Raw genomic sequence first — 12,821 nt, forward strand, 5'->3', positions numbered from 1 at the left:
GGGATGAAATCCGCTTCTGGCGTGTTCTCGGCCGTGATCGTGACGACCCTGCTGACGCTGTCCGCGTGCGGCGGCAGCGTCGACGTCGAGGGAAACAGCAAGGAAGAGGGCCCCTCCTGCGGGCTGGTCGCGGCGTGCGGCGGCGATCCGACAGGAACGTGGACGATGGATGAGGCGTGCCTGGATCCCTCGATGTTCGAGGACCTCGACGAGGGGTGTGACGCGGAGATCGACGTCAGCGGCATGGTGGTGAGCGGACGCGCCGAATTCCGGGCCGATAACACCCATGTCACGACCATCACGCAGCAAGGGCCGATCAAGGCGGTGTACCCTGCGGCGTGCCTCGCGGCCGAGGACATCCCGATCACGTGCGCGCAGCTCAGCGTGAAAATGCAGCGGGTCGCAGCCGGGAAGGAGTCGCCCTTCACCTCGGCGGAGTGCGCTCATGCGGGCGCCGACTGCGCGTGTACGTTTGTCTTCGGGCGGGACACGACGACGTCGATGGGCACCTGGTCGGTCTCCGGCTCCATCTTGGCCATCGAGTCCGAGGGCGAGGAGCCCGAGGAGAGCCCGTTCTGCGCGCAGGGATCCTCGCTCACGAGAGGCTTCCCGGTATCGGCGGGAGCGGACGCCTCGGGGCCCATCCAGCACTACATGCGGTTCACGAAGGAGTGAGCCGCGGCGAGCCCTGTCGTCGGGGCGCCGCTCAGCGCCGGTCGAGCCCCACGATGCGGTCGAGCAGCGCCCGGTCGAGGCTCGCCTCCACCGCATTCGCGAGCCGGTCGTACTCCTCGTGCCGGCTCGGTATCGCCGGCTCGCCCGCGGCCCTGGGGAGCCCCCTCCGCTCGCGCAGCGCCGCGAGGAGCGACCGCCTGAGCCCGTCGTTGTCGAGGATCCCGTGGATCATCGTGCCGACAACGGCGCCGTCCGCCGACACGGCCCCGTCGAGCGCCGGCTCGGCCTTGCCGCCCCGCGACCCGATCGCGAACGCCGCGGCCGCGCCGCCCACCCGCTCCACGCGGCCCATGTGGATCTCGTAGCCGGTCAGCTCTCCCGCGCCCTCGCTCTCGGCCTCTCCAGCGCTCGCCGCGCCCGCCGCCCCCAGGAACGAGCCGCCCGCGAGCCGTGCCCGCACCTGCGCCACCGTCTTGGTCCGCTCGAACCGCGTCCACACATCGAGCAGCCCGAGGCCCCGCGCCGCCGGCTCGGCCGACTCGACGCCTTCCGGATCCTCGATCGCCCCGCCGAGCATCTGGCAGCCGCCGCAGATCCCGAGCGTCCAGCCGCCCTGCCGGGCGCGCGCCGCGACCGCCTCCGCGAGGCCGCTCGCGCGCAGCCACGCGAGATCGGCCATCGTGCTCTTCGTCCCGGGGAGCAGCACGAGGTCCGCATTCCCGATCTCGTCCGGTCGCTCGATGAACCGCACCACCACGCCGGGCTCGTGCTCCAGCGGCTCCACGTCGTCGTAATTCGATATCCGCGGCAGCCGGACCACCGCGATGTCGAGCTGGCCCGGGCCCGCCGGCGGCCGGCGCCGCCGGCCCTCCAGCGACACCGAGTCCTCGTCCGCGATGCGCAGCTGCTTCAGGTAAGGCACCACGCCGAGCACCGGGACGCCCGTCCGCGCCGTCAGCATGTCGAGCCCCGGCTCGAGCAGCTTGATGTCGCCGCGGAACTTGTTGATCACGAACGCGGCCACGCGCGCGCGCTCGTCGGGCTCGAGCAGCGCCATCGTCCCGACCAGCGCGGCGAACACGCCGCCTCGGTCGATGTCGCCGGCGAGCAGCACCGGCGCGTCGGCGACGCGCGCGACGTGCATGTTCACGATGTCGCGGTCCTTCAGGTTGATCTCCGCGGGGCTGCCCGCCCCCTCGATCACCACGACGTCGTGCGCCTCGCGCAGCCGCCCGAGCGAGCGGGCGATGATGTCCTTCAGCTCTCCCCGGTACGCGAAGTAGTCGCGCGCGTGCAGGCTGCCGATCGGCTTGCCGAGCACGATCACCTGGGAGCGGGAGTCGCCCTCGGGCTTGAGCAGCACCGGGTTCATGTCGACCGTCGGCGCGACGCGCGCCGCCTCGGCCTGCACCGCCTGCGCCCTCCCGATCTCGCCGCCGTCCAGGGTCGCGAACGAGTTCAGCGCCATGTTCTGCGACTTGAACGGCGCGACCCGGAGGCCCCGCCGCTGGAAGATGCGGCAGAGCGCCGCGCAGAGCAGGCTCTTGCCGACCGAGGACGCCGTGCCCTGGACCATCACCGTGAGCGCCGTCATCGGAAGAGCTCCTGTCCAAAGGAGGCCGCCGCCAGGAGGGCCGCCGTGAGCCCGGCGAAGAGCAGCGCGGCGAGCAGCACGATCCGGCAGGCCTCGTCGATGAGCCCCCGCCGGAGCGGCTCCACCGCGTCGCCGAGGCGGTAGTGGCCGCGCTTCTCGAGCTCGACCCGGAGCAGCCCGGCCATCGCCGCCATGGGCCGGCCGGCGTTCGGGCTCTCGGTGAGGCCGCCGTCGCGCAGGAGCACGGCGAGCCCGCGGCGCGCGTCGGCGCCGCGGAGCCACCCGGCGGCGAGCAGGAGGAGCGCGGTGAGCCGCGCCGGCACGAAGTTCAGCGCGTCGTCGAGCCGCGCCGAGGCCTTGCCGAGGTACTCGTAGCGGCCGTGGTAGCCGATCATCGCGTCGAGCGTGTTCACCGCGCGGTAGAAGAGCGCGCCCGGGAGCCCGAAGAGGGCGAAATAGAAGAGCGGCGCGACGAAGCTGTCCGACGCGTTCTCCGCGACCGACTCGACCGACGCGGCGACGAGCGCGGGCTCGTCGAGCTCCGACGGGTCGCGGCTGCAGAGGCTGCGCAGCGCGCCGCGGGCCGCGGGGAGATCGCCCGCCGCGAGGGCGTCGCGCACGCCGAAGGCCGCGTCGCGGAGCGCGCGGAGCGCGAAGGTCGGCTTCAGCAAGAGACCTGACAAAGCGAGCGCGAGGACGGGGTGCGGGGCGAGCAGCGCCGCGACGCCGGCGCCGAGCGCGGCGAAGAGGCAGGGGACGGCGAGGGCCATGAGCGCGCCGAAGAGGAGCTCCGCAACGCGGCCGCCCGTGGGCGCGGCGCGCTTCAGGGCCTGGATCGCGGAGCCCATCCACACGACGGGGTGGACGGCGGAAGGGGGCTCGCCGCAGGCGAGGTCGAACGCGACCGCGACGAGCAGCGCGGCGGCGGCCGTCATCGCGCGTCCTCGCCGCCGCCGTCGACGAGCGCGACAGGGCCGGGGCGCAGGCGGAGGATCGCGCCCATCACGGCCACGTAGAGCTCGCTGGCCGAGCGGCCGAGCCGCTGGTGCGCGCGCCCCGCGAGGTCGCGGAACGCCCGGCCGAGCCGGCTCTCCGGGACCACGCCCATGCCGACCTCGTTCGAGACGAGGACGACGTGGGGCGCCGCCGACTCGACCGCCGCGGCGAGCGCCTCGATGCGCTCCTCGATGGGCCCGAGCGCGCGGCCCTCGGTCTCGTCGCGGAGCAGCAGGTTCGAGAGCCAGAGCGTGAGGCAGTCGACGACGACGACGTCGACGCCGGAGAGCGAGGCGATGCGCTCGGGGAGCGCGATCGGCTCCTCCACGGTGAGGAACGCGCCGCCTCGCTCGCGGACGTGCGCGTCGATGCGCGCCCTCATCTCGTCGTCGAACGGCTCGGCGGTCGCGATGAAGGCGCGGCGCTCGCCGAGCGAGCGCGCGAGGGAGAGCGCGAACGCGCTCTTGCCGGAGCGCACGCCGCCGCCGATGAGGGCGACCCGGCGCGGCGCCGTGCCCGGGCCGCTCATCGCGCGCGCTCCTTCCGGTGCGCGGCGGCGCTCGCGACGAGCCCCTCGGGGACGAGCGGGTTCGAGGCCCAGTGCGCGTGCACATACGAGGCGAGGACGCTCGCTGTCCGGTACCCCTCGCGGCTGACCTGCCCGCCGCGCCGGCGTCGCACGGAGTAGGCGTGCTCGATCGGCAAGGGCGCGTGCTCGGGCGGGGACGCCGGCGCCTGCGCGGGCGGCTGCTCGACCGGCGCTGGCGCTGCGGACGGCTCGACCGGCACAGCGCGCGTCGACGGGCGGAGCTCGGAGTAGCGGAACTGGTGCCCGCGGAAGCGGAGCCCCGCGCCGCCCAGGATCGTGCGCGCCTGCGTCTCGACCTCCACGTACCCGAGCGCCTGCAGCTTCTCGCACATCGCGGCCTCCGCGGGCACGAGCCCGACCATGGGGTGCGCGCGCCCGTCCAGCGTGCGGATCGCCTCGGTCAGGTACATGAGCCCGCCGCACTCGGCGTAGATCGGGCCCCCACGGCCGGCGAACGCGCGGATCTCGCCGCGGAGCGCGGCGTTCGCGGCCAGGCGCTCCGCGTGCACTTCGGGGTAGCCGCCCCCGAGGTAGAGCGCGTCGACGTCGGGCAAGCGCGCGTCGCCGATCGGCGAGAACCGCACGAGCTCGGCTCCGGCGGCCTCGAGGCGGCGCAGGTTGTCCGCGTAGTAGAAGTGGAAGGCCTCGTCGAACGCCAGGCCGATGCGCGCCCGGCCGCGCTGCGCGCCGGCGGCTGCGCCGGGCGTCGCGGCCGCGCCGGCCGCCGGCAAGGGCGGCGCCGCGCGCGCGATCTCGAGCAGCGCGTCGAGCCCGATCCACGCCTCGGCCTGCGCGCCCCAGTGGTCGAGGCGCTCCTCGGGGAGCGCGGCCTCGTCGGCCGTGCGCAGGCCGAGGTGGCGCTCCGGGAAGCGCTGCGCCTCGTCCCGCGGCAGGCCGCCGAGGACCGGCAGCGACCGGTTCACCTGCGCCTGCGCCTGTCGAAGGATGTCGAGGTGGCCGCGGCTGCCGACCTGGTTGCACACGACAGCGGCGACGCGCAGCGCCGGATCGAAGCCCGCGAAGCCCTGAACGAGCGCCGCGACGCTGCGGGCCATCCCGGACGCGTCGACCACGAGCGCGACCGGCGCCTCGAGCCATTTCGCGATCTCGGCGGTCGAGCCCTCCTCCCCGGTCGGGCTCGCCCCGTCGAACAGCCCCATCACCCCCTCGATCAGCGCGACGTCGGCGCCGGCGGTCTCCGCCGCGAACGTCGACAGGACCGCTTCCCGGCCCATCATCCAGCCGTCGAGGTTGTGCGATGTCCCGGCCACGGCGCGGGCGTGGTACGTCGGATCCAGGTAGTCGGGGCCGCACTTGAACAGCGCGACCTGGAGGCCGCGGGCGCGGAGCGCGCGCGCGATCGCCACCGTGGCGGTCGTCTTGCCGACGCCGCTCGCCGTGCCGGCGACGACGAGCCGGGGGATGGCCCGGGACATCAGAAATCGACTCCGATCTGGGCCTTTTGCCCCTGCTCGAACGGGTGCTTCACCGATCTCATCTCCGTCACCAGATCGGCGAGCGCGAGGAGCGCGTCGGGCGCGTTCCTGCCGGTGATCACGACGTGCACGTGCGCGGGCCTCGCGCGCAGCGCCGCGAGCAGCTCGTCCTCGGCGATGAAGCCGTAATGGAGCGCATACGTGATCTCGTCGAGCACCACGATGTCCTGCTCGCCGCCCGCGATGAGCGCCGCGGCCTCCTGGAAGGCCGCGCGCGCCGCCGCCTTGTCGCGCGAGAGATCGTCGCTCTCCCAGGTGAAGCCGCGCCCCATGACGAGGAACGTCAGGTTGGGGAGCGTCTCGGCGAACAGCCGCTCTCCGGTCTTCCACTTCCCCTTGATGAACTGCACGACAGCGACGCGCATGCCCCGGCCGAGCGCGCGGAACACCATGCCGAGCGCGGCCGTCGTCTTGCCCTTGCCGTGGCCCGTATAGACGATGACGAGCCCTCGTCGACCTGCCGCCGCTCCGGCGCTCTCCTCCGCGCTCACGAGCCCTCCTCGGGCTCGCCAGGGACGAGGAGCTTCTTCTCGGCCTTGCGGAAGCGGTGGCTGAAATCCGGATCATAGAGCCGCGAGTCGGCGAAATCCGTGGACGTGAGCACCCGGCCGACCAGGATCATCGACTGGCTCTTGATGCCCTCGGCCCGCACCTTCTCCCGGATGTCGGCGAGCGTGCCTCTCACGATCTTCTGATCGGGGCAGCTCGCCTTGTGGACGACAGCGACCGGGCAATCCGCGCCGTAGGCCGGGATGAGCGCCGCGGTCACGTCCTTGAGCAGGGTGATGCTCAGGAACAGGCACAGGGTCGCCTGGTGGCGGGCGAGCTCCTCGAGCCGCTCGGCGGGCGGCACCGGCGTGCGCCCCTCGGCGCGCGTCAGGATGACGGTCTGCGAGAGCTCGGGCAGCGTGAGCTCGCGCCCGAGCGCCGCGGCCGCCGCGGTGAAGGACGAGACGCCCGGGATGATCTCGTACGGGATCCCGAGCGCATCCATCCGGCGCATCTGCTCGGCCGTCGACCCGAAGAGGACGGGATCGCCCGTGTGGACGCGCGCCACGTCGTGCCCTGCGTCCCTGGCCTCGACGAGGACCTCCACGATCTGGTCGAGGGTCATGCCGGAGGAGTCGATGACCCGGGCGTCCGGCCGCGCGGACGCCACGATCTCCCGGGGGACGAGCGAGCCCGTGTACATGACGACCGGGCAGCGAGCGACGAGCTCGGCGCCGCGCACCGTGATGAGCCCGGGATCGCCCGGGCCCGCGCCGATGATGTAGACGCGCATGAGGGTTCTTTCCTTGCTCCGTGCGCCGGCGATCCCGGAAGGGACCGCGGGTGCGCGAAGCTAGAGCGGTCCCGAAGCGGGCGCCAGCGTTCATGATGGAGCCCGTGCGCTCGGCGCGAAGGCCTGAGGAGATGCAGCGTGGGCGCGAAGATGACGAAGACGACGCGCTGGCCCTAGGACACGAACCTGCGGTGTGTGCCGGGAGGCTCCCGTCTTCTCCCTGGACGTGCTGGTCCGGGGCCTTGCTCGGGGCATGCGCCTTGTGATGCGATGGGAGGTCGCACCCCTCTTCAAGGAAAGGCCATGGACCAGAAGAACACCGGGTCTCAACCCTCGGCGCCCATCCTGTGCGCGGCAGCCCTCTTCGAGCCGACGCTCCCGGCCGCGTGGGGACCCACGCTCGATCTGCTCGCCGACATCGAGGAGCTGCAAGACGCGACGAAGGGCAGCCGCGAGGAGCGGGAGGCGAGGGGGCGCGATCTTCGCGAGCGGCTGATGCGCGGCATCGACGCCCTGAGCGAGCCGCCCCCGGACGAGTTCCACGCGGCGAGCGCGTCGTTCCGGGCCTGGTTCACCGAGGCGGTGCTGCTCTGGCTCCGGTTCGCCGGCAGCAGCTCCGCGCCGCTCATCGATACGGTCGCGTCGCGCCCGCTCCTCGATTTCCCGCTCGATCTGCCGGCGGGCAGCGAGGGGATCCCGCGCGTCCGGCGGGCGCTGCGAGAGGCGCTCGGGTGGGACGAGGCGGAGCTCGCGCAGGTCGAGGCCGCGATGGATCATATGACCTCCAACCTCGCGGTGAAGCACGCGATCACGAAGGCCATCGCCTCGCAGCTCGCGGCGAAGGGGGGCGCGTCGCCCGCCGCGTGCGCCGAGCTCATGAGCGCGATCTACGGCCCGTTGCCGTGGCGCCCGGGCGACGTGGATCTGCTCATGACGTCGACCGCGATCTTCCTGTGCATCCGCGCGTCGGCGCCGGCGACCGGCTCGCCCGGGGCGGCGGGCTCCGGCGAGGCGCCGCGGCTCGAGGTGCCCGGCTGGGACGAGCGCCCCGAGGAGGAGCGGCGCGCCATCTCCGCCTTCATCGCCCGATGCGACGACACCAACACCGCGGCGACGGCGCGCTTTCCCGCGTTCGGCTACTTCGAGCGCGCGGCCATCGATCCGGCGCTCGCGCGCTCCCTCGCGGACGCGGCCTCCGTCCCGACGGAGGTCGTCACACAGACGCTCGCCACCATGGTGATGGTCCTCCGGACGCCGGAGGTCGAGGACTACGTGGTTCATGACGCCTGGGGCCATGCGTGGCAGGAGGCGCTGGCCGAGTTCGAGTGGGAGTACGCGGTGCTGCCGCGGATCGAGGAGCCCCTCGCGCTCGACACCGTGTTTCCCGGGGCAGTCGGCCCCGGCATCGCCTCGGCCTTCGTCGAGCGGGGGGGTCGCACCGAGCTCGACGAGGCGGCGCTGCTCCGCTTCGCCGAGGCCGACATCAGGGCGCGGATCCAGGTGGCCGCGAGCAACGGTATCGCCGAGATGCTCGCCGATTTCATGGAGAGCAAGTACGCGTGGCACAGGCCCTCCCTGAAGCTGCCGGACGCGTCGCTCCTCCCCATCACGGGGCTCAAGCTCGATCTGACGGTGGGCGACGTTCGCCGCCAGGTCGCCCGCTGGTCGAAGCCGTACCGCGCGCTGGCCGAGGACGAGGGGGCGCGCGCCCGCCTCGTCGACGCGCTCTCGCCGCGCGTTCCGGCTGCGGGGCTCAAGGAGGCGGTGGATCAGGCGGGCGCGCTGCTGTGGCGCGAGCTCGCGACGGCGTTCGACGACACGCTGCGGCCGGTGGCTGCCAGGGGCGGAGGGATCCGCGCGAGCGCGTGCCGCCGGATGGTGCTCCAGCTCGCGCAGGTCGCCGCGGTGCTCGAGCGGACGCTCGCCGCGTCGTGCGCGGGCGGGCCGCGGAGCGGGTCGCGGAGCGGGCCGCGGACGGAGCTCGCCTGGCGCGACCCGGCGCTGTGCGTGGACCTGCTCCTGGTGACGATCGCCCGGTTCTACGAGCACGAGCGGCAGAGGAACTTCTGGCACCTCGACCAGGTCCTCTCGACCGGGTTCGTCGAGGCCTGCGGCCGGCTCCGGGCCGCCATGGCGAACGCCGAGTCGCCCTGAGTCTGTCCTCCGGAGATGGCGTATACTTCCGCCGATGTCCGGCGCCCAGCGCGACGTATTTCGGCTCTGCGGGACCACGATCGACGGCAAATACCGTGTCCTCTCCGCCGTCGGCGCAGGCGGGTTCGGCGTCGTCTATCGCGGCGTGCACGAGGGGTTCGACGCGCCCGTCGCGATCAAGTGCCTCAAGCTGCCCGACGAGCTCTCGCCCGAGGCGCAGCAGGATTTCATTCGACGGCTGCGCGACGAGGGGCGGCTCCTGCTCCAGCTCTCACGCCTCTCGCCCGGCATCGTCCAGGCGCTCGACATCGGCGCCTTCACGACCCAGGACGGCGCTCGCGTGCCCTATCTCGTGCTCGAGTGGCTCGACGGCGAGACGCTCGCCAGCCACCTCGAGCGCCTGCGCGCCGGAGGCGGCGGCGCCCTGTCCCGCCGCGAGGCGATCCTCCTGCTCGACCCCGCGGTGCGCGCCCTCGCGGTGGCGCACGAGCAGAACATCGCCCACCGCGACGTCAAGCCGGAGAACCTCTTCCTCGTCGAGGCGGGGGGCGCGAGGACGCTCAAGGTCCTCGATTTCGGCATCGCCAAGATCATCGGCGATCAGCGCTCGCGCACCGCGGCGCTCGCGAGCACCGCGGAGGGGCCGTCGGTGTTCACGCCCCGCTACGGCGCTCCGGAGCAGTTCGACAAGCAGCGGGGCGCGACGGGGCCATGGACCGATGTCTTCGCGCTCGCGCTCGTCTTCGTGGAGCTCGTGACGGGCGCTCGGGCGCTGGAGGGGGAGGGGATCGTCGAGCTGTATTCGGTGGTCGTCGATCCCGCGCTGCGCCCCACGCTGCGGGCGCGCGGCGTCTCGGCGCCGGACGCGGTCGAGCGCGTGCTCTCGCGGGCGCTCAGCGTCTCCCCGCGTGACCGGTACCCCGACGCCGGCGCGTTCTGGCGCGCGCTGATCGCCGCCGAGGGGCTCGAGGCCGAGCTGCCGAGCCTCCCGCCGCGCTCGCCGCCCGCGGCGCGAGAGGCCGAGACGCGGGTCGAGAGCGGGAACGCGCGGGGCGGCCCTGCGCCGGGCGCCGAGCACGCGGGCACGCCCGCGGGCATCGGCTTCGAGCCGACCGTGCCGCACCGGACCGACCCGGCGTCGCTGCGCCCCGATGGCGCGCCGTCCGCGGCCGCCGTTGCGGAGCCTGCGCAGCGGCCGGACCATGGGGCTGGCGCTTCGTCGGGCGAGGCCGTCGTTGTGCGGACCGCACGCGACGAGCGCGCGCGGCCGGGCCGGCGCGGGCTCGTCGCGCTCGCGCTCGCGGCCTCGGCGGTCGCAGGCGCCACGGTCGCGGTGCTCCGGCGTCCCCCGGAGCCGCCGCCCCGGCCGAGCAGCGCGGCAGTCGCCGCCCCGGAGCCGCCGCGCCCCGCCTCGAGCAATCCGGAGGCCGCGGCGCTCTACCAGGAGGCGCTGCAGGCCTACCGTGACGGCGCGCCGGACGTGGCGGCGCGCTCGATGGAGCGCGCCGTGGCGCTGGATCGTGGCCTCGGCGCCGGCCACCTGCGCGTGGCGATCTGGACGTTTCGACAGAGGCCGGCCGTGGCGCGCGAGCACTTCCAGCTGGCGCTCCGGCACCGGGCCGTCCTCGGCGAGCGCGACATGGCGCTGCTCGACGCGGCCGAGCCGTACGTGCGCCAGCCCTCCGACGCCGTCGTATGGGAGCGGCGGCTCGAGGCCGCGGTCGCGAGGTTCCCGGCCGATCCGGAGCTCCTCGTGTACCTCGGCGCGGCGAGGTTCGCTCAGCTCCGGTTCGACGCCGCCATCGAGGCCTACGATCGGGCGCTCGCCCTGGACCGGGGCCACGTGCTCGCGTGGGGGTCCAAGGGAGAGTCGCTCGGGATGAAGGGGGATGTCGCGGCCGAGCTCGCGGCCTACCAGGCGTGCGCCGAGACGGCTCCCGGCGCGACGCTCTGCCTCGCGAACCGGGTTCGCCTCCTCCATCGCCAGGGCGATTGCCAGCAAGTCGAGGAGCACGCGCGCCGCTGGCTCTCGATCGATCCAAAGGCGGCGCCGGCGCACCGGCACCTGGCGCTGGCGCTCCACGCGCGGGGCGCGCCGCGCGAGAGCGTGCTCGTGGCGCTGGAGCAGGGGTGGGCGGAGGTCCCCGAGGGCGAGCGGAGGGCGAAGGAGCTGCTCGATCGGATCTCGCTCGCGGTCCTGGACGGCGATTTCGAGCTGGCGGTGGAGCACGCCCGCGCGTGGCAGCGGGAGGTCGCCGGCAGGAACGATCAGGATGCGCACGCGAGCCCGGCCCTCAGGCTGGCGGAGCTCTACCGTGAGATGGGTTTGCCGCGGGAGGCGGGGCGTGTGGCGGACGATTTCCTCCGCCGGATGAGCGCCTGGTCCGAGCCGGCGACCACGGCCGACTGGACCATCGCGTTCTTGCCGTACAGCCGCCGGGCAGCGTCGATGACGCAGGAGGCGTACGACGCGGCGCGCTCGGCGTGGGTGGAGCGGGTCCAGGCGAAGTGGCGCGCCGCGGCGCAGGAGATCAAGCCGGAGCACCGCTGGCTGCTCTGGACCGAGGCGTACGCCGCCGGCGTGGAGACCGCGGCCGACGCGGCGGCGGCGTTCAAGACGATGCCGCTCGACCAGCCGCTCCCGTCGGAGAGCGGCCGGTGGCTCCTGCTCGATCTGCATATCGGCAAGGTGTACGCGCTCGCGGGGAAGGGGCAGGAGGCGATCGGGCCGCTGACGCGCGTGGCGCGCTCGTGCGCGGCCCTGGCCGACCCGTTCTCGACAACGGAGGCGCGGCTTTATCTGGGCATGGCCCTGGAGGCGACAGGCGATCTGCGCGGCGCCGCTGCGGCGTACGAGGCTGTTCTCGAGCGCTGGGGCAAGGCGCGCCCGCGATCCATCTCCGCGGAGCAGGCGCGGGCGCGGCTCGGCGCGCTGCGGGCGCGGCGTTAGCTAGGGAGGGAGGTCTCTAGCGCAGCGCGCGCTGGTCCAGGGGCCGCGCACCGTCGGAGGGTCGGTGCCTCGGTGCGCGTTGCTCACCGTGTATTCATCCGAGGCGTAGTAGCCGCCTCGACGGGTGCGTTGATTGTCAGCAGCCACGTCCGAGAGCTGGGCCTGGTCGTTCCAGGGAACGGTGTAGTTGACGGCCCAGTCCAGCGCCCATTCCGAGACGTTGCCGCTGAGATCGAACTGGCCCCACCGTCCCCGTCCCAGCGGCAGCGAGCCGACCTCCAGGAGGCTGCTCAAGGCGCACGGCATCGTGCAGGCGTACGCCGCGTGGTCATGGGTGATCACGTCGCCCCAGGGGAACTTTCGCTGCATGTTCCCTCCGACAGCTGCGTAGTTCCACTCGGCATCGGTGGGCAGCCGCCCGCGGTCCCAGATGCAGAACGCGAACGCCTCGTACCATGTGATGCAGTTGATCGGCAGCGCCTCGTTATGCTCAGCCGTGGGGGTCCACGTCGCGGTCATGCTGGTGCAGCGCAGCGCTGCCGAGAGCGAGGTGACGTCCGGGCGGAGCGCCTCGTTCCATGCGGACTGCCATCCGCTCCCCGGGATCTTCGGGTGCTCTCCCGCTGCGGCGGCGGGCGGCGAGGTCCGCACGCCGTGCCCGCTCTCCATGAAGGCTCTGAATCGCCCCACGGTGATCTCGAACGTATCCAGATGGAAGCTGCTGACCGACGCAGCGAATGCAGGGTTGTTGTTCCGGTTGAACGTGCCGCCCGGGACCTCGCGGCTATCACAGCAGCTGATGCCGGGAGGAGGCCCGCAGAGGGGGCCTGTCTCAGGCGGGCTGGTCGCACAGCTCGGGGCGGTCACGCCGCCGCCGGAGCCGCCGCTGCCGTCGCTGCCGCCGGCGCCACCGCCGGAGCTGCTGGTGCTGGTGCTGCTGCTGGTGCCATTGCCACCGCCGGAGCCGCTGCTGCTGGTGCTGGTGCTATTACCACCGCCGGAGCCGCCGCTGCCGTCGCTGCCGCCGGAGCCGCTGCTGCTGGTGCTATTGGCACCGCCGGAGCCGCCTGTGCCGTCGTGACCGC

11 protein-coding genes are annotated in these 12,821 nt (G+C 73.4%); 4 read left to right on the forward strand and 7 right to left on the reverse strand.

The window, feature by feature from the left end; translation table 11 throughout:
• Window positions 1–3 precede the first annotated feature (3 nt).
• Window positions 4–675: a hypothetical protein gene (locus WMF46_RS01225; protein WP_437983912.1), complete on the forward strand. Its 672-nt coding sequence runs from the start codon at window positions 4–6 to the stop codon at window positions 673–675.
• Between the two features lie 31 nt (window positions 676–706).
• Here WMF46_RS01225 and WMF46_RS01230 read toward each other — a convergent pair whose 3' ends face one another.
• The 6 genes from WMF46_RS01230 to cobM are packed head-to-tail and all read right to left on the reverse strand — an operon-like array spanning window position 707 to window position 6,632.
• Window positions 707–2,269: a cobyric acid synthase gene (locus tag WMF46_RS01230; protein WP_437983913.1), complete on the reverse strand. Its 1,563-nt coding sequence runs from the start codon at window positions 2,267–2,269 to the stop codon at window positions 707–709.
• Window positions 2,266–3,204, reverse strand: coding sequence for an adenosylcobinamide-phosphate synthase CbiB (cbiB, locus tag WMF46_RS01235; protein ID WP_437983914.1), 939 nt, complete (start codon window positions 3,202–3,204; stop codon window positions 2,266–2,268). Before cbiB ends, WMF46_RS01230 begins: the two co-directional genes overlap by 4 nt.
• Complete coding sequence (cobU, locus tag WMF46_RS01240; RefSeq protein WP_437983915.1) at window positions 3,201–3,794, reverse strand: bifunctional adenosylcobinamide kinase/adenosylcobinamide-phosphate guanylyltransferase; 594 nt, start codon at window positions 3,792–3,794, stop codon at window positions 3,201–3,203. The genes cbiB and cobU overlap by 4 nt, the downstream gene beginning before the upstream one ends.
• Window positions 3,791–5,290: a cobyrinate a,c-diamide synthase gene (locus tag WMF46_RS01245; protein ID WP_437983916.1), complete on the reverse strand. Its 1,500-nt coding sequence runs from the start codon at window positions 5,288–5,290 to the stop codon at window positions 3,791–3,793. The genes cobU and WMF46_RS01245 overlap by 4 nt, the downstream gene beginning before the upstream one ends.
• Window positions 5,290–5,841 (reverse strand): cob(I)yrinic acid a,c-diamide adenosyltransferase, encoded by a 552-nt coding sequence (gene cobO / locus WMF46_RS01250; RefSeq protein ID WP_437743709.1) that lies wholly within the window; start codon window positions 5,839–5,841, stop codon window positions 5,290–5,292. The genes WMF46_RS01245 and cobO overlap by 1 nt, the downstream gene beginning before the upstream one ends.
• Window positions 5,838–6,632, reverse strand: coding sequence for a precorrin-4 C(11)-methyltransferase (gene cobM, locus WMF46_RS01255; protein ID WP_437983917.1), 795 nt, complete (start codon window positions 6,630–6,632; stop codon window positions 5,838–5,840). The genes cobO and cobM overlap by 4 nt, the downstream gene beginning before the upstream one ends.
• Before the next feature lie 303 nt (window positions 6,633–6,935).
• Between cobM and WMF46_RS01260 the strand changes: the two genes are divergently transcribed.
• Both WMF46_RS01260 and WMF46_RS01265 read left to right on the forward strand, forming a co-directional pair.
• A complete protein-coding gene (locus tag WMF46_RS01260) occupies window positions 6,936–8,786 on the forward strand; it encodes a hypothetical protein (protein WP_437983918.1) in 1,851 nt (616 codons plus the stop codon).
• A gap of 34 nt (window positions 8,787–8,820) precedes the next feature.
• Window positions 8,821–11,736 (forward strand): protein kinase domain-containing protein, encoded by a 2,916-nt coding sequence (locus WMF46_RS01265; RefSeq protein WP_437983919.1) that lies wholly within the window; start codon window positions 8,821–8,823, stop codon window positions 11,734–11,736.
• Here the strand turns inward: WMF46_RS01265 and WMF46_RS01270 are convergent, their stop codons facing one another.
• Window positions 11,737–12,447: a formylglycine-generating enzyme family protein gene (locus WMF46_RS01270; protein WP_437988032.1), complete on the reverse strand. Its 711-nt coding sequence runs from the start codon at window positions 12,445–12,447 to the stop codon at window positions 11,737–11,739.
• Here WMF46_RS01270 and WMF46_RS01275 point away from each other — a divergent pair.
• Window positions 12,404–12,817: a hypothetical protein gene (locus tag WMF46_RS01275; RefSeq protein WP_437988040.1), complete on the forward strand. Its 414-nt coding sequence runs from the start codon at window positions 12,404–12,406 to the stop codon at window positions 12,815–12,817. The genes WMF46_RS01270 and WMF46_RS01275 overlap by 44 nt on opposite strands.
• Window positions 12,818–12,821: the final 4 nt, after the last annotated feature.

Origin of the sequence: Sorangium sp. So ce117 (assembly GCF_051524395.1) — a bacterium.
GTDB lineage: Bacteria > Myxococcota_A > Polyangia > Polyangiales > Polyangiaceae > Sorangium > Sorangium cellulosum_B.

Coding starts and splice junctions, on each gene's coding strand:
- cbiB (WP_437983914.1), bottom strand. CDS start 3,204: ATGACGGCCGCCGCCGCGCTGCTCGTCGCGGTCGCGTTCGACCTCGCC.
- WMF46_RS01225 (WP_437983912.1), top strand. CDS start 4: ATGAAATCCGCTTCTGGCGTGTTCTCGGCCGTGATCGTGACGACCCTG.
- cobM (WP_437983917.1), bottom strand. CDS start 6,632: ATGCGCGTCTACATCATCGGCGCGGGCCCGGGCGATCCCGGGCTCATC.
- cobU (WP_437983915.1), bottom strand. CDS start 3,794: ATGAGCGGCCCGGGCACGGCGCCGCGCCGGGTCGCCCTCATCGGCGGC.
- WMF46_RS01275 (WP_437988040.1), top strand. CDS start 12,404: ATGAAGGCTCTGAATCGCCCCACGGTGATCTCGAACGTATCCAGATGG.
- WMF46_RS01230 (WP_437983913.1), bottom strand. CDS start 2,269: ATGACGGCGCTCACGGTGATGGTCCAGGGCACGGCGTCCTCGGTCGGC.
- WMF46_RS01265 (WP_437983919.1), top strand. CDS start 8,821: ATGTCCGGCGCCCAGCGCGACGTATTTCGGCTCTGCGGGACCACGATC.
- WMF46_RS01260 (WP_437983918.1), top strand. CDS start 6,936: ATGGACCAGAAGAACACCGGGTCTCAACCCTCGGCGCCCATCCTGTGC.
- WMF46_RS01245 (WP_437983916.1), bottom strand. CDS start 5,290: ATGTCCCGGGCCATCCCCCGGCTCGTCGTCGCCGGCACGGCGAGCGGC.